The organism is Enterococcus gallinarum NBRC 100675 (assembly GCF_001544275.1).
Taxonomy (GTDB): Bacteria; Bacillota; Bacilli; order Lactobacillales; family Enterococcaceae; genus Enterococcus_D; species Enterococcus_D gallinarum.
Map to the genome: position 1 here is coordinate 1 of NZ_BCQE01000039.1, position 25756 is coordinate 25756.

A 25756-nucleotide genomic window follows, 5' to 3' on the forward strand; every position below is an offset into this window, starting at 1 on the left:
GTCAAAAAATGGTGCTGTCTATAGCAAAAGAATAGGACTGTATTATCCATGCTCAGTTTTATAACTAAAAAGACTAGACTTATAAATGTAAGCGTGGTATTCTATAGAGGAAATCGGTTTCACTAAATTATAGGATGGTTTTTGAAAGGAGAAAAAAATGAATAAGTTTATCGCGTTTATGGAGAAGCATTTTATTCCTATTGCTTCCAAAATCGGTTCACAACGTCATCTAGTTGCGATTCGTGACGGTTTTATCGTAACGATGCCATTGATGATCTTGGGATCTTTTGGGGTATTGATCAATAATTTGCCTATTCCAGCTTATATTGATTTTATGAACGGTATTTTTGGTGAGGGCACCTGGCAAGCATTTGGCAATAATTTATCTGCAGGTACATTTTCTATTTTAGCTTTATTGATTGCATTCACAGTTTCTTATAACTTGGCCAAGAGCTATGACCAAGATGCATTAGGAGCAGGAGCAATTTCAGTTGCCAGCTTTTTTGCATTAGGTGCAATGGCCACAGATGCTGATGGTTTGCTGACAGCTGCGGGTCTTGGTTCACAAGGATTATTTTTGGCATTGATCGTTGCTATTATTTCTACTGAGATCTTCCGTCGTTTGGCAGGCAATCCTCGTCTAGTGATCAACATGCCTGATGGAGTACCACCTGCAGTTTCTCGTTCTTTTGCAGCGTTGTTCCCAGCAATGATCACTATTTCGATTTTTGCATTGTTCACAGCAATCTTCCAAGCATTTGGCGTATCAAGTTTGGTTCTATCTTTCTATGAGCTTGTGCAACAACCATTCATGGGATTGGCAAACTCTTATCCAGCTGCATTGCTACTAGGATTCATTTCTGCTTTCCTTTGGTTCTTTGGTTTGCATGGTGCAAATATCATCGATCCATTTATGCAAACGATTAACATTCCAGCTATCGAAGCAAACACGAAAGCGCTTGAAGCAGGAGACAAATTGCCGTATATTGTAAATAAGCCGTTTTTTGATTCATTTGTTAATATAGGTGGTACCGGTGCAACATTAGGCTTATTGATCGCAATTTTCTTGGTTGCTCGTCACCATAAAGCCTATATGACTGTAGCAAAATTATCATTGGCTCCAGGGGTATTTATGATCAATGAACCAGTGATGTTTGGATTACCAGTCGTGTTGAATCCAATTTTGTTCATCCCTTATGTTTTGACACCACTTGTATTAGTTTCAACTGCATATTTTGCCACAGCAACAGGACTGGTACCAGCATGTACCGTCATTGCGCCTTGGACAACACCACCGATCATTGGTGGGATCTTGTCAACACAAAGCATTGCTGGCGGAATCTTAGCTGCAGTTAATTTGATTATCTCGATCGTGATCTATCTTCCATTTGTGAAGATGGCACAGATCCAAGAAAATCGTCGTCTGAAAGAAATCTAACCGATCAAAATTAGGCTGGGACATAAGTCAGAACAAGACGAAACTACCCGAACGAATGAAAATGACAATCCTGTTGCTTTAGTTGCCAGTTGGTGGCTAGAGCAACAGGATGGGTAGTCGTCTTTGTTGCTTATGCCGCAGTCTTTTTTAATTAATAGGATGTGAGGTGAATGTTGTGCCAAAGTATGTTGAGATAGCAGATGTCCTTCGAAAAAGAATCAAAGATGGAACTTATCCCAAAGAGAGCTTTCTGCCGCATCAAACGGAGTTAGTTAAAGAATTTGGTGTCAGTCGCATGACCATTAAGAATGCCATCAATATTTTGATCATGGAGGGACTGTTGCTTTCGAAACGAGGATCTGGGACGAAAGTGTTGAACCATTCTTTTTGGGATCGTGACACGTCTTCTGTAAACGAATACAAAGGACTTAGTTACCAGATGAAAATGCAAAAAAGAGATTTGCAAAGTCAGGTAATTACCTTCGAAGTCTGTTTCCCAGATAGCAGAGTACAAGAGATGTTGAAGGTCGCTGCGGAAGAGCCGGTATATCATGTGATTCGTTTGCGAATATTAGATGGGCAACCTTATATTTTGGAGCATTCGTTTATGCCAGTAGATTTAGTGACGGGATTAACGAAAGAAATCTTGCATCGATCGGTATATGATTATTTGTTGGAAGAGTTGAACTATAAGTTTGCCGGTGCTTATCGGACATTTCAAGCAGCGAAAAGTGATGAGTATGATCGTCAATATTTGAAGTGTCAATCGGATGATCCAGTTTTGGAATTAGAGCAGATTATTTATTTAGAATCGGGAAGACCGATCGATTATTCAAGAAGCCGAAATCGGTATGATGTTCGCGGGTATTCCATGTTAGACATGAAACCAGATCTTTTAAATCATCGAAAACCATAACGACCAAAGTGCTCGCTGCTTTGGTTTTTTTGTTTTGATGGACGAATGGTTTGTTTTCGTATAGATTCTGAGAATCAGGTATACTAATAGTACGAAGATAGATACAAGCAGTTTTCAATGATTGCTTAAGGAGTGAAGAAAAGTATGAACCTGCTGTTTGCAATTGACGATACGTTTGTAGAACAATTAAAAACAACCCTTTATTCAATTTGGTTGCACACATCGGCAAGCCGGTTGGATGCATTTGTTTTACAAGAGAAGGAACTTGCTCAGACAGAAGAATTGAATCAATTTTGTCATGGACTGGGAATTGTCTACCATCCAGTCATTATCGGTACAGGATCTATTTTTAAACAAGCCCCCGTCAGTGATCGTTATCCAGAGTCGATCTATTACCGGTTATTGGCCCAAAATTATTTGCCGGAAGATCTAGATAAGGTCTTATATTTAGACGCAGACATTTTGTGTATCAACGATTTGCAGCCGCTATATGAATTACCGCTGGAAGATCATCTTTATGCAGCAGCAAGCCATTCAAAATTAACAGAGGTTACGACAGTAATCAATAAAGTACGTCTCAAAAATTATGAGTCTGAAGGATATTTCAATTCGGGCGTCTTGCTGATGAATCTGACTCAGCTACGTCAAGAAGTAAAAGAAAAAGAGATTGCGGCATTTATTCAGAAGAATCAATTGAATTTATTTTTACCGGATCAAGATATTCTAAATGGGCTGTATGGGGATCGGATCTTGGGAATTCCAGACCAACTATATAATTATGATGTAAGAAAAAACCGTACATATGAAACGATCAGCCTAGGACACTGGGACTTAGACTGGGTCATCGATCATACTGTATTGCTGCATTTTTGTGGTAAAGACAAGCCTTGGAAGAAAGGGTACAAGAGCCGTTATGGTTCGCTTTATAAATATGTTGCCCAACAACAAAGCAAGTATAGCAGGTCGTTATTAGACAACTAGAGCTGAAATTGACCATCGATCTCTTTGAGACGAGCATTACTTTTTTGAAATGACGGTAGGAATGATACCATAATATTAGAAACTAAAGCAAAAGCAGCAAACCGTTGCTAGGTTCATTTAACCAAGTAGCGGAAGAAAAGTGGAGAACGAAAGGGAGCGATAGAAATGAAATTTTTGCTTTGGCTTGTTTGTGTGGTAGGAATCGAGATTACTGGGATTATTTCCAGCTTGTTCGCGGGTGATATTGCTGCGACATATGCCCAAATGGACAAACCGTTTTTAGCACCTCCAGGAGGGATTATTGGTATCGTTTGGACGATTTTATATGCCTTTATGGGGACAGCTTTGTTTTTACTCATCATTGCGAAAGTAAATCCAGCATTTAAGAAACAAGCCTATATCTTCTTTGGTATCCAGCAAGTGTTGAACTTTTTGTGGAGTATTGTCTTTTTTGGCTGGAATCTTTATTGGGTAGGAACAGTGGTTATCGTCTTATTGGTTTTGACAGTCATCGTCTGTATGTTTTTATTTGCCCGAATTGATAAAAGAGCCACCTATCTTTTTGTACCTTATCTGATTTGGTGTCTCTATGCGGGGTATTTAACTATCGGATTAACACTATTAAATAGTTGATAGTAACAAAAAACAAGCGCAGATTTCTGCGCTTGTTTTTTGTTACAAATAATCCTCTGTCAACTCCATGAAGGTATCGATATCTTGTAAGACCCGATCGATTCCGGCTTGCCAGAAATCAGGTTTTGTCAGATCAACGCCTAAATGTTTTTGGGCCAATTCTTCCGTCGGCATAGAAGCTGTGTCTTGTAACAAAGCAATATATTCTTCTTCAAAACTCGTCCCTTTTTGGTTGGCATAAGCATAGATTCCCATGCTGAAAAGATAGCCAAATGTATAAGGAAAGTTATAGAAAGGGACATCATCAATAAAGAAATGTAGTTTTGCCGCCCAGAAATGTGGGTGATAGCTAGCTAATCCATCGGCGTAACTTTCTTTTTGTGCAGCCACCATCATTTCTGTGATTTGTTCAGCAGAAACCAGCCCTTTTTGCCGTGCTTGGTAAAAACTGTTTTCAAAAATAAAGCGGGCATGGATATTCATGAACATGGCAATGGCATTTTGCATTTTGGCATCTAACAAATTGATTTTTTCTTCTTTTGTTTTTGCTTCTTTCAATGTTGCATCAGCAACGATTAGTTCGGCAAAGGTACTTGCAGTTTCAGCCACATTCATCGCATAATCCTGGTTAAGCTGCGGCAAGTCCCAAAGAACACTACTATGGAAAGCATGACCTAACTCATGCGCCAAAGTGGCTACTTCATTGACGGAATTACTATAAGTCATGAAAATACGTGATTCTCTTGTTTCAGGCAGACTGGTACAGTAACCACCAGGACGTTTGCCAGGACGATCTTCTGCTTCGATCCAACTTTTTTCAAAGGCTTCTTGCGCAAAATCAGCCATTTTGGGACTGAATTTTTTAAAGTTTTCTAAAATGAAAGCAGCTGCTTCATCGAATGTATAGGTACGTTCCTTCATTTCACCTAAAATGATCGGAGCATCTTGATCCTGCCACTCCATTTTTTCTTTTCCGAATAATTGGGCTTTTCGTGTCAAAAAGTCCACGATCGGTTGTTTGTTCTTCTGGATCGTTCCCCACATTGCCTCCAATGTCGCTTTTTGCAGGCGATTATACTCGAGAGGCTCCTTCAGATAGTCATCTACACCGTGCAGTTTGTAATTGGAGAGACGGAATCCATCCAGATGATTCAATGTATCGGCAAATAAATCTTCTTTTTCTCCCCAAGCTTTTTCCCACTCCGCAAATAGTTGAGCACGAACTTCAGGATCTGGGTCACCCATCATTTTGTTGAAAGCTTGACCAGCTGAAAGAGTAATCGTTGTTCCATCCGACTGGGTAAATGGAATCGCAATCGAAGCAACAATCGTATCATAATGTTGACTCCAAGCATTTAGTCCGTCTAAAGAAAGTGTGTTAATAATCGTTTCTTCTGCTTCCGACAAAAGCTCCTTGCCGTCGCGACGAATTTCGTTCAAACGAAAGGCGATAGTCGCAAAGGGTTCTTCTTTCAATAGTGTCTCCCAGTCTTCATCAGAAATTTCTGTCAATTTTTTCGAAAAGACTGTTTCGGCTGCTTGTAGCGTTGGTAATTTGGCATAGAGATCGCCCGAAAGTAATTTTGCCTGATTATCATTAACGTTGGCAGATAGCAATGCATTGATAAAGCTGCTGCACTGAGAAAATCCTTTACTGATCGTTTCGGACAATGATAATAATTCAGCTAATTCCTCTGGTTGAGAGGCATCGTCGGGTTGCCACGCATCTACTTTTGTGCGATAAGTTTTGATTTGTGCATCTAGTTGGGACATTCGTTCTTGCAGTTGGGTAGACGTGCTGCCGCCAGAAAAAATCGAATCAAGGTCCCAGTTGAGAGAATAAGTCATCTTAGGTGTTACTCCTTTCGTTTATCAGATGGTAATAAGTATAGCACACCCTTCGAAAAGTAGTTGCAGAGAATACTGAAAATGGTAAGATTAGAAAATGAGGGGCTGAGATGATGAAAAAAATGTGGAAAGAACCAAATTTTTATTTCACGATTGCGGTAGCTGTGATGGTGATTTTATTTATTAGTTCGTCACAAACTTATGAACAACAATCACAAGTCGGTTTGCTTTCTCGCCTGTTAAAAGAAGAGCCATTGAAAGAATGGTTGAGCAAATTCGCTTTCTCTTATGCAGGATCTGAAATCAGTATTGCCGAAAAAGGTTATTTTTCTTTTGTGGAATTTTTTATCCGTAAAGGGGCTCATTTCTTTACTTACTTTGTATTAGGAGGCAGCTTATTTCTATCATTGAGCTATCGGAAGATTCCCTATTGGCTGGCAGCTTTCTTTGGCTGGTTGGCAGCAACGGGGTATGCAGGGATGGATGAGTACCATCAAATGTTGACCGGTGGCCGTACACCTTTGTTCCAAGATGTCATGCTCGATTCAGCTGGAGCACTGACAGCTGTCTTGCTTAGTTGGGGGATTCTTAGTTGGCAAAAGCGAGGCAAGAAAAGAAAATGAGATTAGTTTTTTAACAGCAACCATAACTAAAATGCAATCAATCAGCTAGAAATAGTAAAGTAAAGATAGAGGCGGAAAAGATGCAAGCAGATCACAGCAGTAAAATAAATGATCCGAATAGACAACAACCGGATATCGTGGTGCATGAAAGTCTACCAGTAGGAGTTGCCTTAGCAATGGCAGGGGGATTCTTAGACGCATATACTTATCTCTTTCATGGAGAAGTGTTTGCCAGTATGCAATCAGGAAATGTCATTTTGTTAGGAATCAATTTGGCATCTGGAGAGTTTGGACAGGCTGCCAGATATTTACCGCCAATTTTGCTGTTTTTGATAGGGATCATAGTGACTAATGGCTTGCAGCATCGTTTCCCAACAGGTGGTAGAATTGTTTGGCAAAATGTAGCCCTCTTCTTTGAAGCACTCGGTATTTTTCTTTTAGGATTTTTTGCTCAGACATTGCCAAATGTCTTTGTGGATTCTGGACTTTCTTTTTTTGCAGCCATCCAATATGCTTCTTATCGCAGATTAGCTGGAATGCCCTATGCAACGACGATGACGACCGGAAATTTGCGTTCAATGGCGGATTATCTTTATCAGCGTTTCTTCAAAAAAGATGCTACTGTAGATTATAAGATCAAGTATATCGCGATGATCATCGGAGGATTTTTCTTCGGGGCAGTCAGCAGCAGTTTATTAGGTATGTTTCTTTTTCACCGAACGATTTGGGTCGTATCGGGCGTATTACTTTTCGTACTGACGATTACGATCAGAAACCAGAATCGGGTATAAAAAAGGACGGAGAAATAATTCTCCGTCCTTTTTTGATTATATAGATTAAATAACGATAACAGGCGTTCCTACTTCTACCATACCAAATAATTCTTTCATCACACCTGGTGGAGTATTGACACATCCGTGAGACCCGCGGGTCTTCCATAAATCGCCACCATATTCTGGTTGCCAATCTGAATCATGAATCCCAACACCGGTCCAATCAATAGGCATCCAGTAGTCAACAGGAGAAGAATAATCTTCGCCGGTCAATGTAGCATTCCGCTCTTTGTTCCAAACGTAAAATACACCTGTAGGAGTGGGTGATTTAGGTTTTCCAGAAATGATGTCTGTTTCAAGAGCGACTGCACCATCTTTGTAATACCACATATGTTGATTTTTTAAATCAACTTCGATATAAGTGTTTCCGAACAGTGGACCACTTGGATCTGCACTACCCAAGACCACTGGGGAACGAGTAAAGTCTTCTCCAGTCTTTAAGGCTTCGATCAATGCACTTGTTTCAGAATCAGTTTGGATCGTCCAACTTAGTGTCCCAGCTGGTACGGATACCTCGCCTTGTTTCGTGCTTTTGAACGTAGATGCATTGGTGCTGGTGTTGTATTGGTTCCCTAAATCTGCTACGTAATTCCGTACTTTTTCTTCATCAATCGTGGTTTTTCCATCTTTATAAGAGAGCCAATCCATGATTGTTGCGGTCGGAATCTGGAAAGTTGAGCCATTGATGGAATAATTAGCATTTACTTGAGCAATTTTATTCAATGATTCCATTTCTTTTGCTAGTTCTTTGTCATCAGAAGTAACGCTAGGTTTCTTTTGATACGCAGTCAAATCCAATTCACTTTCGCCGCTAGTAATTGCTTTTTGTAAATCCGTGACAGTTTGTTCGACGTCAATGGCATCACCAACAACTTCTGGTTCAATTGAGAAGCCATCGTCTCCTTTTTTCAATGTGGCATCTTTAGAAGCGGTTCGACCTTCATTTAAGGTTTCCAAAGCCTCTTTGATTGTGGCTGTTTCACTTGTCAACTTTTGTTGATCAACAGAAACGGTACCTAGTTTTTTATCTTCTGCAGCAGATACATAGGCCATTCCCCATGTCCACTGGTTTTGTTCATCTTTCAAATCTTCCAATTCTTTTGTAAAATCCGTTTGCAAACCAAATTGAGCCAAATTGATGGTTTTCCAATCCGTATTGCCTTCTTTGATTGTAAAAGACTGTTTGCTGTAACGGTCATGCAACAAATCATTGGCTTCAGCGACCGTTTTATTGCTGATGTCAATATCATCGATCGAGGTATTTGGCAAGAAACGGTCTTGATAATATGTACTTCGATAAGTGTATCCGCCCGCAATCACGACTAGAACGGCAGCGATAGCGATCAGAACGATCTTTTTCGTCTTACTCTGAGTATGTGTGTGTTTGTTGGATCGTGTCATTTAAAGGCTCCTTTTATGATGATTTAAAAATGATAGATCGGCTAAATCATACCATATTCTAAAAGAAAAGCGAATTGATTAAGTGAAAGTTCCATGAAAAAATAGAGAATTCTTAAATTATAAAAAGAGTCTGCTCATAGGACAGCAACCAAGAAGTGATTCAACGAAAGCTGCTGTGTGATAAAAGCACAGCAGCTTTACGCAATATTCTTTGGATCAAAGTACACGAAGCATTTTGATTCAAAGGATCTCTTTCTTGTTCGGTCTTATGTTACAGACTCTTGTAAGTGGCTTATAGCAATCGTTTTATTGATTGTCTTCCGCATCTAGTTTCGCAAAAGCTTCATCTAGAATGTCTTTTAATTGTTTTGCAGAAGCAGTCATTCGATCTTGTTCTCCATCCGTCAATGGAATTTCGATTACTTTTTGGATTCCTTGGGCATTGATGATAGCAGGAGCACCGATATAAATATCTTTTAAGCCGTATTCGCCATTCATAAAGACAGAAAGCGGCAGTACTGCGTTTTCATCATCCAAAATGGCACGAGTGATACGAGCCAAGGCAACAGCGATACCATAGAAAGTAGCACCTTTTTTCTCAATGATTGTGTAAGCTGCATCACGAACACTGAAGAACAAGTTAACCATTGCTTCTTCATCAATATCGGGGTTGTTTTTGACCCATTCATAAATTTGCAATCCGGCAACATTTGCATGAGACCAAACTGGGAATTCTGAATCGCCATGTTCCCCTAAAATATAAGCATGGACATTACGTGCATCAACATCGATCAACTCAGCTAACGCTTGACGGAAACGAGCAGAATCTAGTGAAGTTCCTGAACCGATTACGCGCTCTTTTGGAAAACCTGAGAATTTCCATGTTGAGTAGGTAAGAATATCTACTGGATTTGCAGCGACAAGGAAGATACCGTTAAATCCTGAATCAACGATTTGTGTAACTACTTCACGATTGATTTTCAAATTTTTGTGGACTAGATCCAAGCGAGTTTCGCCAGGTTTTTGTGGCGCACCAGCTGTGATCACCACGACATCGGCGTCATGTGCATCTGCATAAGTGGCAGCATAGATTTTTTTTGGTGAGGTAAATGCTAACGCATGAGATAAGTCGATAGCATCTCCTTCTGTTTTTGCTGTATTTATATCAATGATCCCTATTTCTTGAGCAATATTTTGAGTGACTAACGCAAATGCATAACTGGAACCAACCGCACCGTCTCCAACAAGGATTATCTTTTGGTGATCTTTTTTATTTGTCTTAGCAGTCATTTGTGTATCATTCCTTCCGCATATTTGTTTTACTAGGTAACATCCTAACACTTTCAAGCGATTTTGTCATGTGATTTGCTCAACAATGTTACAGATATTTTTGCTGTTTCATTTGTAAATGCTTTCTTTGTTATCCTGTAGGAATTAGGATAAATCAAGGTTTCTAATGATTTTTTTAAGAAAGAGAAATTCTGAGCAAAGGAAAGACACGGTAACAGTCCGTTATGTGTTATAATCGTAGTGAACGTTTTTACTGGGCAGAATTATCGTGCCCAGTATTTTGTGGTGGTAATTTTTTTGAAAAAATGGAGCGGATCAAAAAATGAAAATGATTATAGGTCTGGGAAATCCAGGCAAAAAATACGAAAAAACAAAACACAATGTTGGGTTTATGGTAGTCGATGCGTTAGCGGAGAAATACCAAGCTACTTTTAAATCATCAGCTTTTGAAGCAGAAATTGCTGAATTTTTTATGAACGGTGAAAAAATCATGTTGGTCAAACCTCAGACTTTCATGAATGAATCGGGCCGGGCAGTAGGGCCTTTAATGACTTATTATGGAGTTTATCCTGAAGAGATCGTGGTTATCTATGATGATCTTGATTTAGCGTTAGGCAAAATTCGTTTGCGGCAAAAAGGCAGTGCGGGGGGGCATAACGGGATGAAGAGCTTAATTTCCCATCTTGGTACATCTGTATTTGATCGCATCAAAATAGGGATCGATCGACCACAGCCAGGCCGCACAGTGGTCGATCACGTTCTAAGTCCTTTTGCTAAAGAAGACCAGCCGATGATTCTGCAAAGCTTGGATAAAGCAACAGCAGCAAGTATCGATTACTTGACCACCGGTGATTTTCTTGCCACAATGAATCGATTTAATTAAGGAGGACCTGTATGGATCTGATTGAACTAATAAATAAGGTGCCGCAAGTCGCTGCCTGGCACCAACAATTAACGGATCACGCATCTCGGCAGTTATTGACTGGTTTAGCAGGTTCCGCAAAAACATTAGCTTTTGCCGGAGCTTATCAGAAATTTGATCGGCAAGTAATTGTCGTTACACCAAATCTTTATTATACCAATCAAGTTGCCGAAGATTTGCGGAATATTATTGACGACGTGTATGTCTTTCCGGTGGATGAAGTGTTGTCGGCCGAAATGGCGTTTGCTTCACCAGAAGCTCGAGCGGAGCGAGTGACAGCATTGAATGCTGTCGCTACCGGAAAAAAAGGAATTTACGTCATGCCGATCGCTGCATTGCGGAAATATCTGCCTGCTAAAGATACGTGGTTGAACTACCAGTTTTCTTGGCATGTGGGGGATGAGATCAATTTAGATCAGTTGCCGCAGCAATTGGTACTGATGGGGTATGAGCGGCAATCAATGATTGGCAAACCTGGTGAATTTAGTATTCGTGGAAGCATTTTGGATATTTATCCTTTGAAAGCTGAATATCCGGTGCGGATCGAGCTTTTCGATGTGGAGATCGACTCGATGCGCTCTTTTGACGTGGAAACACAGCGTTCAGTAGAAACGTTGTCAGAAGTAACGATTGTTCCCACAACAGAATTAGTGTTTTCGCCAGCTGATTTAGCTCATGGACAAAAGGTTCTGCAAGAGTTGCTGAAGAAACGGCTTGCTGTAGTGAAAGAGACCACAGATAAAAACTTTTTAGAAGATTATTTTGGTCAATTAGCATCGGCTTGGCAAAGTGGCATACCTGACGAGAATGCTCGTTATTATGCGGATCTTTTGTATCCGCAACCGACGAGCATTTTGGATTATTTTTCAAAAGATGCACTGCTGATGATCGATGATTATGCTCGTATTATGGAGACAAACCGCGAGATTGAACGAGAAGAAGCTGAGTGGCATACACAAAAAATCGCAGAACTTCGCGTTTTTTCTGAGCAATCTTTCGGGCAAGATGTCCAGCAGCTGATTCAAAAAGAACAATTTTCTACAAGTTTCTTCTCGCTTTTTCAAAAGGGAATGGGAAATCTTCGTTTTCAAGCGATCCACAATTTTCAATATCGACCAATGCAACAATTTTTCAGCCAAATGGGTTTGCTGAAAGTTGAAGTAGATCGCTGGGAGAAACAACAACAAACGGTTGTCTTTTTAGTAAGTGATTCAGAACGAGCAAAAAAATTGGAACAAGATTTTCGTGATCACTCCATTTACGCAGTACAAACCACAGCAGATCGACTCTTTACAGGTCGAACGCAAATCGTTGTAGAAACACTGCAAAGCGGGTTTGAAATGCCCCAAGATAAGTTGGTCATTGTCACAGAAAAGGAAATCTTCCAAAAAATCAATAAGAAACGTACGCGGCGTCAAAATGTGACCAATGCGGAGCGATTGAAGAGTTACAATGAATTAAAAGCCGGCGACTATGTCGTCCATGCGAATCACGGGATTGGTAAATACATTGGTATGGAAACGTTGGAAGTAGATGGTGTACACCAAGACTACATGACCATCCTCTACCAAAATGATGATAAGCTGTTTATTCCAGTTACCCAGTTGAATCTGATTCAAAAATATGTTGCCTCTGAATCTAAAACGCCAAAGATCAATAAATTAGGCGGCAGTGAGTGGGCGAAAACGAAACGAAAAGTTTCAGCAAAAATTGAGGACATTGCAGATGATCTCATTCTTTTATACGCAAAACGCGAATCGGAGAAAGGTTACGCGTTTCAGCCTGATGATGGCTACCAAAAAGAATTTGAAGATGCCTTTCCTTACTCTGAGACGGATGATCAATTACGCAGCACTGCGGAGATCAAACGTGATATGGAAAAAGAAAAACCAATGGATCGCTTATTAGTTGGAGATGTTGGCTTTGGGAAGACAGAAGTGGCATTGCGGGCGGCTTTCAAGGCCATCAAAGAGAGTAAGCAAGTAGCCTTTCTGGTGCCGACAACGATTTTAGCACAACAGCATTATGAAACAATGCTGGATCGCTTTGAAGGGTTTCCAGTCAATGTCGGTTTGTTAAGCCGTTTTCGCACGAAGAAACAACAAACGGAAACGATCGAGCAAGTGAAAAAGGGCCAAATTGATATTTTAGTTGGCACGCATCGCCTGCTGTCTAAAGATGTAGAGTTTGCAGATCTGGGATTATTGGTGATCGATGAGGAACAGCGTTTTGGCGTCAAACACAAAGAGCGCTTGAAACAATTACGCTCGCAAGTCGATGTTCTTACATTGACGGCTACCCCGATTCCCCGGACACTGCATATGTCCATGTTGGGGGTGCGGGATCTTTCTGTGATTGAAACGCCACCGGAAAATCGCTATCCTATTCAAACTTATGTGATGGAAATGAATCCAGGTGCAGTTCGAGAAGCTATTTTGCGGGAAATGGCACGGGGAGGACAAGTTTTTTATCTGTATAATCGAGTGGATACGATTGAACGTAAAGTCGAAGAGCTCCAAGCGTTAGTTCCAGATGCGCGTATTGGGTATGCCCATGGGCAGATGACAGAAATCCAGTTAGAAAACACATTGTTTGATTTTATCGAAGGACAATACGATGTGTTGGTGACAACCACGATCATCGAAACTGGGGTCGACATTCCGAACGCCAATACGTTATTTGTAGAAAATGCAGATTACATGGGTTTGTCTACTCTTTATCAATTGCGAGGTCGTGTCGGTCGAAGCAATCGTGTTGCGTATGCTTATTTTATGTACGAACAGCAAAAAATTTTGAACGAAGTCAGTGAAAAGCGGCTCCAGGCGATCAAAGACTTTACAGAATTAGGTTCCGGATTTAAAATCGCGATGCGTGATCTTTCGATTCGAGGTGCAGGAAATCTCTTGGGGGCGCAACAGCACGGATTTATTGATGCTGTTGGGTTTGATATGTACTCTCAAATGTTGTCAGAATCTGTGGCGCGTAAACAAGGGAAAAATACACAAGCAGAGAAAACAACGGTTGAGATCGACCTTGGCATCGATGCGTATCTGCCAACTTCTTATATAGAAGATGAACGGCAAAAAATTGAAATTTATAAACGCATCCGTGAATTGGATTCTCAAGAAGCGGTAGATGAGCTGCAGGATGATCTGCTTGATCGCTTTGGAGAATATCCGGTCGAAGTGGCTCACCTATTGACTGTCGGAGAAATCAAAATGAATGGGGATCGGGCATTGTTAGATACGATCCGTAAACAGCAGCAAACAGTGATCCTAACGTTAAGTAAAGTTGGCACCAAAAACTATTCTGTCGAACAGCTGTTTGAAGCATTGAAAGCGACCAAGCTCAAAGCGACGATGGGTGTCGATCACGAGCAGATGACGATCAAACTTCAGATTCCTGCTGTGATGAAAGAAAGCACTTGGCTGTTAGAGATTCAAGATTTTGTCAAAGCACTACGGGAACAAAAATACGTGTTACAAGAAAATTAGTTATAAAGGGGCGGAGAAGATGCCAAAGTCACAATTAAAACGGACGATGGAAGGAGCATTTATTTTAACGATTGCTTCTTTCATTGCCAAAGTGTTAAGTGCAGTTTACCGCGTCCCTTTCCAAAACTTAGTTGGTGACGAAGGGTTCTATGTCTATCAGCAAGTCTATCCAATCTATGGATTAGCTATGACATTGGCTTTATCTGGGTTGCCGCAATTTATTTCGCGTGTGATCGCCGAACAACCTGATCCTCAGAAACAGCGTGCCCAGATCCAAGTCATCTATCCGTATGTTTTTTGGACAGCGATTGGACTATGGGCAACGACGTTTTTCTTTGCCGATGTTATTGCTCGGGTCATGGGAGATACAGGACTGGCATCTTTGATCCGCGTGGTATCCTTTACATTCCTCTTTGTACCACCCCTGACTTTTTATCGTGGGAGTTTCCAAGGAAATTTACAGATGGTACCGACGGCGGTTTCCCAAGTAGTCGAACAGCTCCTTCGAGTCGGAGTGATTTTAGTAGCGGCCAGTTTTTTTCATCTCTTCTCATGGGATGTTTATCAGACAGGGACTTTGGCAATGTCCGGCGCATTGATTGGCGGACTTGCAGCGTGGGGAATTTTAAGCTATTATAGTCGGAAAATCACCGGTCGGTCGTTAGCGATCCCCACAAAAACTATGTCTGCCGCGCATGATCCTTCCTTGCGTCGCCGTTTTTTGATTGAAGGGGGACTGTTGACCGTTTACAGCGGCTTTTTGATTTTGTTTCAGTTGGCAGATTCCTTTTTGCTGACGAACTCACTTGAAGCCAGCGGTCTGACGGAACAAAGTGCCCGCATTGCAAAAGGGATCTATGACCGGGGACAGCCATTGGTTCAGCTAGGTCTCGTGGTAGCGATGGCTCTAAGTTCGACTTTCTTGCCAACATTGACGAAATATCTGACAGTCAAAAATCAGCACTTGTTTGAAAAATCAGCTAAAATGTACTTGCGGTTGACTTTAGGGATTGCCAGTGCTTCTGCAGTTGGCTTGGCTATCCTGCTTCCTTATATCAACTTCGCTCTTTTTAAAGATGGTGCCGGCAACAGTGCGTTGGTCTTATTTGTTTTTGCGGTCGCTTTGATGGCTGCGATCCAAGCGTATCAAAGCATCCAACAAAGCCGAAACCAATTCCGTGTAGGGATTTATGCAGCAGGATGCGGCCTTTTGCTTAAAGGTTTGCTGACGTGGCCCTTGACCTATCTTTTAGGAACAACTGGTGCGAGTTTGAGTACCCTTTTAGGTTTGATCGGTACCTTAATCTATTTTGTGTTTTCTGAGAAAAAAGCATTGAACAGCTTTTGGACAGAGCAAGGGTATGGCAAAAAACTCCTGCTTTGTTTAGGGATCATGGCTTGCGCACTGTTTTTATATTATGGTGTGATCACTCTGTTGAGTGGAGGTCCAGTGACGAAAAGACTGCAAGCGCTGATTTTTTGCCTTGGAGGGGTCTTCTTTGGCGGGACAGTTTTCATTATAATGGCTCTCAAAGTTAAATTATTAACGATTCGAGAATGGCTGCTCGTTCCGTTTGGAAAAAAATTGTTGAAATTAAGAGGTGGAAAAAATGAGATTAGATAAATTTTTAAAAATATCCCGGATTATCAAACGTAGATCTGTTGCAAAAGAAGTAGCAGATAAAGGGCGTATTCAAATCAATGGCAAATTGGCAAAATCCAGCAGTGATATCAAAGTTGGCGATACGGTGCGTATTCAGTTTGGAAATAAAGTATTAGAAATAAAAGTACAAGAATTGCACGAATCAACTAAAAAAGAAGATGCAGCTAAAATGTACGAGATCCTCAAAGAAGAACGTATCTCAGAAAATGCTTGATTTTTGTCCCATTTTCAGTTAGACAACTTTTGTGGATGTTGGTATAATGGAAAAAACAATCACAGTGACAGGAGCGAGGTCAGCATGGATAAAGAACCAAACAAACAAATAGAACTATTGCAGACCGAGTATGCCAAAGAGCAATTTGCCAAGTTCGAAAAAGAACGACGACAAGTGGTCTTTCGTCGACGTCGACTTGTAGCTGTTTTTGTTGCAGCGCTAGTGATTTTTGCAATCGTAGGTATTCAAATGTTCAATGATCAAATGCGTCTGCAAAAATTACAAGAGTATAAAGCAGAAACAGTAGCAAAACAAGAAGCAGCGGACAAAAAAGTGACACAACTTAAGCGAGATGTCGCACTGTTGCAAGATGACGAATACGTTGCAAAATTAGCTCGCAGTAGATTCTTTTATTCAAAGAAAAATGAAAAGATCTACCCTGTCTTGCCGGATGCTTCTGATTCAAAAACAGAAACAAGCGGTGATGAGGCAAATGCTAGTGATACAAAGACAAGTGATTCGGAATAAACAAGGTCATACCTACTCATCGCAGTAGTTGAAATGATTAAATGGGTAAAAATTAGGAGGAACATTTTTTATATGTCAATCGAAGTTGGAGCGAAACTAAAGGGCAAAGTGTCTGGTATTACAAATTTTGGTGCGTTCATTGATCTTGGTGAGGGGAAAACTGGTTTGGTACATATCAGCGAAGTATCAAATGGGTTTGTGAAAGACATTCATGACGTGTTGTCTATTGGCGATGAAGTAACCGTTGTTGTGACGGCAATCGGCAATGATGGAAAAATCGGGCTATCGATCCGTAAAGCAGAAGCAAAGCCGGAAGAAAAACGTGATTTTCCTAAAAAAGAATTCAATCGGTCAAGTCCGAAGAAATCTTTTTCACGCAATCAACCGACGAACGTAAATAAACAAGACTTCGATTCATTGATGAGTTCTTTTCTAAAAGATAGTGATGATCGTTTATCTTCATTACGACGTAATACGGAAGGTAAACGCGGCGGCCGTGGCGGTCGACGTAACTAAACAGGATGAGCAAGTTGTCAAAAGAATTTGTGACGTAACGATAAGTATTTCAAAAAATATCCGAACTATATCCGATTACTCCTACCGTGTAGTAGGCTTTCGTCGTGAAGCACGGCGTTTTGGAATCGACATAGTTCGGATATTTCTCTTTCTTAGCAATAGACAGTCATTTTTAGTTTGAAGTAAAGTATAGAAGCAAGAGACACGGAGGGATAGAATGCTTAAGCAAAAAGTCTATCAAGCAATCAAAGCAGATGGATGGGTAGAGGATGCTACTTGTTTGCTTGCTGTTTCGACAGGTGTGGATTCAATGGTTTTGCTCCATGTGATCGAAGAGTTGTTTCAGCAAGGAACATTTGGCGTGGCTCATGTCAATCATAATCTGCGAGAAGCTTCAAACGACGAAGCAGCGTTCCTGAAGGACTATTGTCAAACGCGCGGGATTCCATATTATGAACGAGTTTGGCAAGATCCGCCTCAAAATGGCATCGAAGCGGCCGCTAGAGAGTTCCGCTATCATTTTTTTGCAGAAACGATGACTCTTCAGGGTTATGATTGGTTATTAACCGCTCATCATGCAGATGACCAGATGGAAACGATGTTGATGAAGATGGTCCGAGAGGGACGCTTGCAAAACGCTTCGGGAATCAAGCGCAAGCAACCTTTTGGTAACGGTTATTTGATCCGCCCCTTCCTAACGATCGCCAAAGAGGAGATTAGAGACTATGCAAGAAGGAGAGAAATCGCTTATTTCGAAGATGAAACGAATAAGCAAACGCTGTTTCAAAGAAATCGCCTGCGTCATCAAGTGGTCCCTCTGCTGAAAGCAGAGAACCCGAGTGCTCTTGAGCATTTTCAGCAGTTTTCTCAAGAGATGATCTATGCTGACCAATTGATCAAAAAGCAGCAAGCAGATTGGCTCGCCACGATACTTCATGAGGAAGCTGAAGGCTATTTTTTAGACTTGAATGAATTGGCTGCGTTTACCGCAGCAGAACGCTATTATTTTTTTGAAGGTTTGCTACAGAAAATTTCCCATGATAAAGGAATCTCGTACAATACTAAACAACGAGAGCAGTTGCTGTATCTGCTAGAACATAATCCCAGTCAGTGGATAATCGATTTGAATCAAGACTGGCAGATTGTTCGAGTTTATGATCAGTTGAAAGTCACTGCTGTTAAAAAAGGCTCTCACCTCCAAACGCAGGTAGATGAGACGCATTTTGTTCTAAAAAAAGGTGAAAGTTTCTTTTTGTCGGACCATGAATGGATCGGCTACATTCCAAGTGACGCCCAAGTTCCAGAAAAAGTCATGGATTGGTCAGAAATTTCACAAATTTTACCGATACAATATCCTGCGACAGTTTTTTTGCGGAAGCGAAAACCAGGGGATCGGTTACAGCTGAAACCAGGTCTTACAAAAAAAATCAGGCGTTTCTTTATCGATGAGAAGATTTCGAATGAAAAGCGGGCTGCTAGTTGGGTCCTGACAGACGCTCAAGGGAATGTATTGGCACTTTTGCCATATCTATTTTCCTATTTGAGTATTGAGCAAGAAACTGATAAAATACACTACATACTTCTTTATAAATATCGGGAGTAAGAGTTGGAAGGAGAACTTTATGTTAGACAAAGATATTGAGAAAATTTTGATTACTCGTGAAGAGATCCAAAATCGTTGTTCTGAACTAGGAAAAGAACTGACGGAAATCTACAAAGATAAAAACCCATTGGTCGTTGGCGTATTAAAAGGAGCTGTTCCTTTTATGGCAGACATCGTCCGAGAAATGGACTGTCATTTGGAATTGGACTTTATGGATGTTTCTAGTTATGGGAACGCGACAATTTCTTCTGGCGAAGTGAAGATTTTGAAAGATTTGGATACAAATGTCGAAGGCCGAGACATGCTGATCGTAGAAGATATTATTGATAGCGGTCGCACATTAGCCTATCTAGTAGACCTATTTAAATATCGCAAAGCAAAGTCGGTTAAAATCGTGACATTGCTAGACAAACCAGAAGGACGTGTGGTGAAAATCGATGCCGACTATATTGGCTTTGATGTACCGAACGAATTTGTGGTCGGCTATGGATTGGATTACGCGGAACAATACCGTAACCTCCCTTATGTGGGTGTCTTAAAACCAAGCGTTTATCAATCAAATTAGTGACTGATCTAAATCAGTTGTGATACAATTAAATGGTCAGGATTGATAAAACAAAATAGCCAAGGAGGTACGCATGAATAAGAAAAATAACGGTATGATCAAAAATACCTTATATTATGTACTTGTCTTGTTGGCAATGGTCATGGTCGTCTATTTCATTTTTGGAAATGGCAATCAGCAAACACCAACAATCGAGTACTCAACATTTACGGAACAGCTGAAAGACGGAAAGGTCAAACAGTTTACTGTTCAGCCTGCTAACGGTGTTTACCGGATCGTCGGTGAATACAATGCCGAACAAACCGTCAGCAATGACAATGGGCTTTCCGTACTAGGAAGCACGCAAGCAAGTACGACACGTTTTACAACGATCATTTTGCCGAATGACTCGACATTGAGCGAGGTTACGACATTAGCGAAGGATCAAGGGGTTAAAACAACGATCGAAGAAGAATCGAACAGTGGTGTTTGGTTATCGTTGCTGATTAGTTTCTTGCCAATCGTAATCATCATTTTCTTCTTCTATATGATGATGAGCCAGCAAGGCGGCGGTGGCGGCGGTGGTGGCCGTGTCATGAACTTTGGAAAATCCAAAGCGAAAGAGGCCGACAAAAAAGCCAATCGCGTTCGTTTCTCTGATGTAGCGGGTGCTGAAGAAGAGAAACAAGAATTAGTCGAAGTGGTCGAATTCTTGAAAGATCCACGACGCTTTGTCGAATTAGGTGCGAGAATCCCAGCCGGTGTGCTGCTAGAAGGACCTCCAGGGACAGGGAAAACATTGCTAGCAAAAGCGGTTGCCGGAGAAGCTGGCGTTCCGTTTTACTCTATCTCAGGATCAGACTTTGTGGAAATGTTTGTCGGGGTCGGAGCGAGCCGTGTCCGGGATCTATTTGAAACAGCCAAGAAAAACGCACCGGCCATCATCTTTATCGATGAAATCGATGCGGTTGGGCGCCAACGTGGTGCCGGCATGGGTGGTGGACATGATGAACGTGAACAAACGTTGAATCAGTTATTAGTTGAAATGGATGGATTTGATGGCAATGAAGGAGTTATTGTTATTGCAGCAACCAACCGTTCCGACGTGTTAGACCCAGCATTGTTACGTCCAGGTCGTTTTGATCGACAAATTCTTGTTGGCCGTCCGGATGTTAAAGGCCGTGAAGCTATTTTACGAGTTCACGCACGGAACAAACCGTTGTCGGATGATGTGGATTTGAAAGTCGTAGCACAACAAACACCTGGTTTTGCCGGTGCTGATTTAGAAAATGTCTTAAATGAGGCTGCGCTAGTCGCTGCCCGTCGCAATAAAAAGAAAATCGATGCCTCTGATATTGATGAAGCAGAAGATCGGGTAATCGCAGGACCTGCGAAGAAAGATCGTGTCATCAATAAAAAAGAACGCGAAATGGTTGCTTACCATGAAGCGGGTCATACGATCGTCGGTTTAGTCTTAAGCCGTGCGCGGGTCGTTCACAAAGTAACGATCATCCCTCGGGGCCGTGCTGGCGGTTACATGATCGCATTACCTAAAGAAGATCAATTCTTAATGACGAAAGAAGATATGTTTGAACAAATCGTCGGATTGCTTGGTGGACGGACAGCAGAAGAAATCATTTTCGGCGTTCAATCAACCGGAGCATCCAATGACTTTGAACAAGCAACAGCTTTAGCTAGAAGTATGGTCACAGAATATGGTATGAGCGACAAACTAGGTCCAGTTCAGTATGAAGGCAATCACCAAGTCTTCGTCGGTCGTGATTATGGTCAAACCAAAGCTTACTCAGAACAAGTTGCTTTCGAGATCGATCAGGAAGTACGCCGTATCTTGATGGAGGCACATCAAAAAGCACATGAAATCATCGAAGAACATCGTGCGCAACATAAATTGATTGCCGAAAAACTGCTTGAATATGAAACATTGGATGCGAAAGCAATCAAGTCATTGTTTGAAGAAGGCAAAATGCCTGCTGGAACTGAGAATTCAGAATATCCAAGCGAAAAAGCTCAAACTTTTGAAGAAGCAAAACGCGCTTTAGAAGAGAAGGATGCTGAAAAACAAGCTGCTGAGAAAAAAGATTTTGATCAGCAAGTAGACGAACTTCGTCACAATAATGAAAACCACGAAGCTTCATCTCAAGATAAAACAGAGGACGGTCAAGAGTAGTCGTTCAATTATCAATAGGTGATTAGCTATCGTAAAGTTTAGGGACTGTGTCATAAGTCAAAACAAGAGAACAGATTCGAATGAGGTTCGGACCAGTTGCTTGTTTTACGGCTTGTGCCGCAGTCCTTTTTTTGTTAACAAATCGAGAAATAAACCGACAGAAAACATTGGCTTTTCTCTAAAATGGTGGCATTCAGTTGAAAAAAAAACAAGTTCCTAGTATGATTCACTAATGAACGAAATAAAGGAGCATAAACGATGGAAGATTACTTAGTAAAAGCATTAGCTTATGATGGCTTTGTTCGTGCCTATGCAGTGTCTGCAACAAAAACTGTTAGTGAAGCACAACAACGTCATGATACTTGGAATACAGCATCAGCAGCGCTAGGCCGCGCCATGGTTGGGAGCCTGCTTTTGGGCAGTACGTTAAAGGGTGATGACAAATTAACGGTCAAAATCCAAGGAAACGGACCCGCTGGAGCAATCATTATTGATAGCAACGGTCGTGGAGATGTCAAAGGGTACATAAAAAATCCGCATATCAGCTTGCCGCTAAACGGACAAGGGAAGTTGGATGTGCGAGGAGCAGTAGGAGATCAAGGAATCTTTACTGTAATCAAAGATTTAGGGTTGAAAGAACCGTTTTCTGGACAAACACCTATTGTCTCTGGAGAATTGGGAGAAGACTTCACTTATTACTTAGCAGTTTCTGAACAGATCCCTTCGGCCGTTGGATTGAGTGTGTTAGTTGATACCGATGATTCCATTCGGACAGCCGGTGGTTTCTTGCTGCAGATCATGCCGGGAGCAGATGAAACGGTTATTGATTCAATCGAGAACCGTCTGCAAGAATTGCCACGAGTGTCATCATTGCTGGATGAAGGGAAATCGCCTGAAGAAATCTTGACGGTATTGTTGAATGACACCAAAGTCGAAGTGCTAGAAAAAATGCCTGTTCAATTTCGATGTGATTGTAGCAAAGAAAAATTTGCGACAGCGATCATTACATTAGGCGCGGATGAAATACAAGAAATGATGGATGAAGATCATGGTGCAGAAGCTGTTTGTTCATTCTGTGGCAATAAATACCATTTCGATGAACAAGAACTTGCTGGGTTAAAGAAAGAAGCTGAGGCATAGAAGATGGCGATACACAGCTGGAAAATCGGTAATGTCGAAATCCCTAATCGAGTTGTCGTTGCGCCTATGGCAGGAATAACCAATGCGGCGTTTCGCGTAACGGTCAAAGAATTTGGCGCAGGCTTAGTCGTCTGTGAAATGATCAGTGATCGGGGAATCCAACTACGAAACAAAAAAACATTAGAAATGCTTTATATAGATGAAACAGAACATCCTTTAAGCTTGCAAATTTTTGGTGGGAATAAAGAGTCTTTGGTCGAAGCGGCTCAATTTGTCTCAGAAAATACAGCAGCAGATATCATTGACATCAATATGGGTTGTCCGGTAAATAAAATCATCAAAGCGGAGGCTGGTGCAAAGTGGCTATTGGATCCAGACAAAGTCTACGAAATGGTACATGCAGTAGCTACGGCAATTGATAAACCGGTCACAGTCAAAATGCGGATCGGTTGGGATGATGAACATATTTTCGCTGTCCAAAATGCGCAAGCCGCTGAAGCAGCAGGTGCAGCGGCGATTGGGATGCATGGTCGCACGAGGGTCCAAATGTATGAAGGAGCGGCTAATTGGTCGGTATTAAGAGAGGTGAAGCAAGCAATTTCGATCCCATTTATGGGGAACGGAGATGTTCGGACGCCAGAAGATGCCAAACGAATGCTAGAAGAAGTCGGCGCAGATGCCGTCATGATCGGACGAGCAGCATTGGGGAATCCGTGGATGATCCATCGTACAAAACATTATCTTGAAACGGGAGAGCTGATCGCCGAACCTACTCCACGGGAGAAGATCGCTACAGCCAAACTTCATTTGGAGAGACTTGCTGATTTAAAAGGTGAATTTGTTGCTTCCCGAGAGTTTCGGCAGCATGCTGCCTACTACTTAAAAGGCATTTCACGGGCAGCTAAAGTCAAAGCGGCAATCAACCAGGCAGAGAATAAGCAAGCGATTATTGATCTGTTAGATGCATTTGTAGAAAAGACAGAAAAACAACCTGTCGGAAATACTCCTGAGTAAAGTAAAATCAAGTCGATCTTGAACTTCGGCTTGATTTTTTGTGTCATCATTGGCATTATAAGAAGGAAACCCAAGTTAAGAATGGAGGAAAACTCGTGACAGAGGAACGACAAAAACAAGAAGAATTAAATGATCAGATGTTGGTTCGCCGTGAAAAGATGGAAAAATTACGGGAAGAAGGCATTGATCCTTTTGGCAAGCGTTTTGAACGTACGCATAATTCTGCCGAGTTGCATGAGTTATTTGATCAACGAACAAAAGAAGAGTTAACAGAGATGAATCTTTCAGCAAGTATTGCTGGGCGAATGGTCACGAAACGTGGTAAAGGAAAAGCTGGCTTTGCACATTTGCAAGATCGTGATGGTCAGATTCAAATTTATGTCCGCAAAGATCAAGTAGGTGACGAACCGTACGAAGGATTTAAGCATGCTGACTTAGGGGATTTCTTTGGTGTCTCAGGGGAGATCATGAAAACTGATACTGGCGAAGTGACGATCAAAGCAAAAGAAATCGTTATTTTGTCAAAAGCGTTACGCCCGCTCCCGGATAAATACCATGGACTGACCAACATCGAGCAACGTTACCGTCAACGTTATCTAGATTTGATCAGTAATAAAGATAGCTTTGACCGATTCATGAAACGCAGCCAGATCATCAGTGAGATTCGTCGCTATTTGGATGGTCATGGCTACATTGAAGTGGAAACGCCTGTTTTGCATAATCAAGCGGGTGGGGCAGCAGCTCGTCCATTTATCACTCATCACAATGCTTTAGATATTGATCTATACTTGCGAATCGCGCTTGAATTACACTTGAAACGATTGATCGTAGGTGGTATGGAGAAAGTCTACGAAATCGGCCGAGTCTTCCGTAATGAGGGGATTGATACTACCCATAATCCAGAATTTACTATGTTAGAAGCTTATACAGCCTATACAGATTTCAAAGATGTTATGGATCTAACTGAGGGAATCATCCGCAATGCAGCAGAGAAAGTTTTAGATTCTGCTGTGATTACTTATGATGGACAAGAAGTTGACTTGGCGAGTGATTTTGCCCGCGTGCATATGGTCGATGCTATCAAACAACAAACGGGCGTCGATTTTTGGAAAGAGATGACAATCGAAGAAGCACATGCTTTAGCAAAAGAACACCAAGTGGAAGTCACTCCAACGATGACAGTAGGACATGTTATCAATGAGTTCTTTGAAACGTTTGTTGAAGAAACCTTACAGCAACCGACCTTTGTTTATGGACATCCGGTAGAAGTCTCGCCTCTAGCGAAGAAGAATCCAGAGGACCCTCGATTTACAGATCGTTTTGAACTATTTATCGTAGGTCGGGAATTTGCTAATGCTTTTACCGAATTAAATGATCCAATTGATCAAAGACAACGGTTTGAAGCACAAGAAAAAGAACGACAAGAAGGAAACGATGAAGCTCATGGAGTCGATGAAGACTTCCTTGAAGCGCTAGAATACGGCATGCCGCCAACCGGTGGTTTAGGGATCGGGATCGATCGTCTAGTCATGCTGTTGACAGATGCACAATCGATTCGCGATGTGCTGTTATTCCCAACAATGCGTTGATAATCCATAAAGAGAAACACACGAGTGTTTACTTGTGTGTTTCTTTTTTTACCAGTAGTTCCCTCTAAAATGACTAACAAGAAAAAACAAGGGAGAAACTCACTGCTAAATGGAGCGAAAACGAATTAAAAACGAACGATGAATTCATTGGATTGTAAGAATGAACGCCTTTGAGAAATTACGAAAATAAGAGAGAAAGTTATTGACCTGACAGCATTTAGTTGGTATATTATTACATGTGCCAAATGACAAAAATCATTTCTAAAAGAAAATGAAAAAAGTTGTTGACGCCAGAACCAACAGATGATATTATAACGAAGTCGCAAATTTAAGGAATCAATTTGATGCTGATACAGCAACAAAAAAGATTGAAAAAAG

21 protein-coding genes are annotated in these 25756 nt (G+C 41.3%); 18 read left to right on the plus strand and 3 right to left on the minus strand.

Features of this window, described 5'->3' with window-relative positions; translation table 11 throughout:
* The first annotated feature begins 157 nt into the window (after positions 1-157).
* From EG2_RS16460 to EG2_RS16475, 4 genes are all read left to right on the plus strand, one after another.
* A complete protein-coding gene (locus EG2_RS16460; protein ID WP_060815438.1) occupies positions 158-1438 on the plus strand; it encodes a PTS sugar transporter subunit IIC in 1281 nt (426 codons plus the stop codon).
* 175 nt (positions 1439-1613) lie between these two features.
* Positions 1614-2354, plus strand: coding sequence for a GntR family transcriptional regulator (locus EG2_RS16465; RefSeq protein WP_003129115.1), 741 nt, complete (start codon positions 1614-1616; stop codon positions 2352-2354).
* 144 nt (positions 2355-2498) lie between these two features.
* Entirely contained in the window at positions 2499-3335 is an 837-nt protein-coding gene (locus EG2_RS16470) for a glycosyltransferase family 8 protein (protein ID WP_060815439.1), read from the plus strand.
* 165 nt (positions 3336-3500) lie between these two features.
* The gene (locus EG2_RS16475) at positions 3501-3968 is read left to right on the plus strand and encodes a TspO/MBR family protein (protein WP_060815440.1); all 468 of its coding nucleotides are present in this window, start codon (positions 3501-3503) and stop codon (positions 3966-3968) included.
* 42 nt (positions 3969-4010) lie between these two features.
* Here the strand turns inward: EG2_RS16475 and EG2_RS16480 are convergent, their stop codons facing one another.
* Complete coding sequence (locus EG2_RS16480; protein ID WP_060815441.1) at positions 4011-5816, minus strand: M3 family oligoendopeptidase; 1806 nt, start codon at positions 5814-5816, stop codon at positions 4011-4013.
* A 113-nt stretch (positions 5817-5929) separates the two neighbouring features.
* On the opposite strand from EG2_RS16480, the gene EG2_RS16485 reads away from it, so the two are divergent.
* Complete coding sequence (locus tag EG2_RS16485; protein ID WP_060815452.1) at positions 5930-6439, plus strand: VanZ family protein; 510 nt, start codon at positions 5930-5932, stop codon at positions 6437-6439.
* Between the two features lie 80 nt (positions 6440-6519).
* Positions 6520-7230 carry a YoaK family protein gene (locus tag EG2_RS16490; protein WP_060815442.1) on the plus strand — a complete coding sequence of 237 codons (711 nt, stop codon included), beginning with the start codon at positions 6520-6522 and terminating at the stop codon, positions 7228-7230.
* 45 nt (positions 7231-7275) lie between these two features.
* Here EG2_RS16490 and EG2_RS16495 read toward each other — a convergent pair whose 3' ends face one another.
* Positions 7276-8673, minus strand: coding sequence for a L,D-transpeptidase family protein (locus EG2_RS16495; protein ID WP_060815443.1), 1398 nt, complete (start codon positions 8671-8673; stop codon positions 7276-7278).
* Between the two features lie 306 nt (positions 8674-8979).
* A complete protein-coding gene (locus EG2_RS16500) occupies positions 8980-9963 on the minus strand; it encodes an L-lactate dehydrogenase (RefSeq protein WP_060815444.1) in 984 nt (327 codons plus the stop codon).
* Between the two features lie 322 nt (positions 9964-10285).
* Between EG2_RS16500 and pth the strand changes: the two genes are divergently transcribed.
* The 12 genes from pth to lysS all read left to right on the plus strand — a co-directional run bounded on the left by pth (position 10286) and on the right by lysS (position 25378).
* Positions 10286-10846, plus strand: a complete 561-nt coding sequence (gene pth, locus EG2_RS16505; RefSeq protein ID WP_060815445.1) for an aminoacyl-tRNA hydrolase — start codon at positions 10286-10288, stop codon at positions 10844-10846.
* Between the two features lie 11 nt (positions 10847-10857).
* Positions 10858-14379 carry a transcription-repair coupling factor gene (mfd, locus tag EG2_RS16510; RefSeq protein WP_060815446.1) on the plus strand — a complete coding sequence of 1174 codons (3522 nt, stop codon included), beginning with the start codon at positions 10858-10860 and terminating at the stop codon, positions 14377-14379.
* A 19-nt stretch (positions 14380-14398) separates the two neighbouring features.
* Positions 14399-16003, plus strand: a complete 1605-nt coding sequence (locus EG2_RS16515; protein WP_060815447.1) for a putative polysaccharide biosynthesis protein — start codon at positions 14399-14401, stop codon at positions 16001-16003.
* The gene (locus tag EG2_RS16520; protein ID WP_005472932.1) at positions 15990-16256 is read left to right on the plus strand and encodes an RNA-binding S4 domain-containing protein; all 267 of its coding nucleotides are present in this window, start codon (positions 15990-15992) and stop codon (positions 16254-16256) included. Before EG2_RS16515 ends, EG2_RS16520 begins: the two co-directional genes overlap by 14 nt.
* Positions 16257-16340: 84 nt before the next feature.
* On the plus strand, positions 16341-16784 hold the full coding sequence (locus EG2_RS16525) for an FtsB family cell division protein (protein WP_003129129.1): 444 nt from the start codon (positions 16341-16343) through the stop codon (positions 16782-16784).
* A gap of 72 nt (positions 16785-16856) precedes the next feature.
* Positions 16857-17300: a S1 domain-containing RNA-binding protein gene (locus tag EG2_RS16530; protein WP_005472931.1), complete on the plus strand. Its 444-nt coding sequence runs from the start codon at positions 16857-16859 to the stop codon at positions 17298-17300.
* A 217-nt stretch (positions 17301-17517) separates the two neighbouring features.
* A complete protein-coding gene (tilS, locus tag EG2_RS16535) occupies positions 17518-18903 on the plus strand; it encodes a tRNA lysidine(34) synthetase TilS (protein ID WP_060815448.1) in 1386 nt (461 codons plus the stop codon).
* Between the two features lie 19 nt (positions 18904-18922).
* Positions 18923-19468, plus strand: a complete 546-nt coding sequence (hpt, locus tag EG2_RS16540) for a hypoxanthine phosphoribosyltransferase (RefSeq protein WP_003129132.1) — start codon at positions 18923-18925, stop codon at positions 19466-19468.
* A 73-nt stretch (positions 19469-19541) separates the two neighbouring features.
* A complete protein-coding gene (gene ftsH / locus EG2_RS16545; protein WP_003129133.1) occupies positions 19542-21635 on the plus strand; it encodes an ATP-dependent zinc metalloprotease FtsH in 2094 nt (697 codons plus the stop codon).
* Positions 21636-21893: 258 nt separating this feature from the next.
* Complete coding sequence (gene hslO / locus EG2_RS16550) at positions 21894-22775, plus strand: Hsp33 family molecular chaperone HslO (protein ID WP_060815449.1); 882 nt, start codon at positions 21894-21896, stop codon at positions 22773-22775.
* 3 nt (positions 22776-22778) lie between these two features.
* Entirely contained in the window at positions 22779-23789 is a 1011-nt protein-coding gene (gene dusB / locus EG2_RS16555; protein ID WP_060815450.1) for a tRNA dihydrouridine synthase DusB, read from the plus strand.
* Positions 23790-23884: 95 nt separating this feature from the next.
* Positions 23885-25378: a lysine--tRNA ligase gene (lysS, locus tag EG2_RS16560; RefSeq protein WP_060815451.1), complete on the plus strand. Its 1494-nt coding sequence runs from the start codon at positions 23885-23887 to the stop codon at positions 25376-25378.
* The last annotated feature ends 378 nt before the right edge of the window (positions 25379-25756 follow it).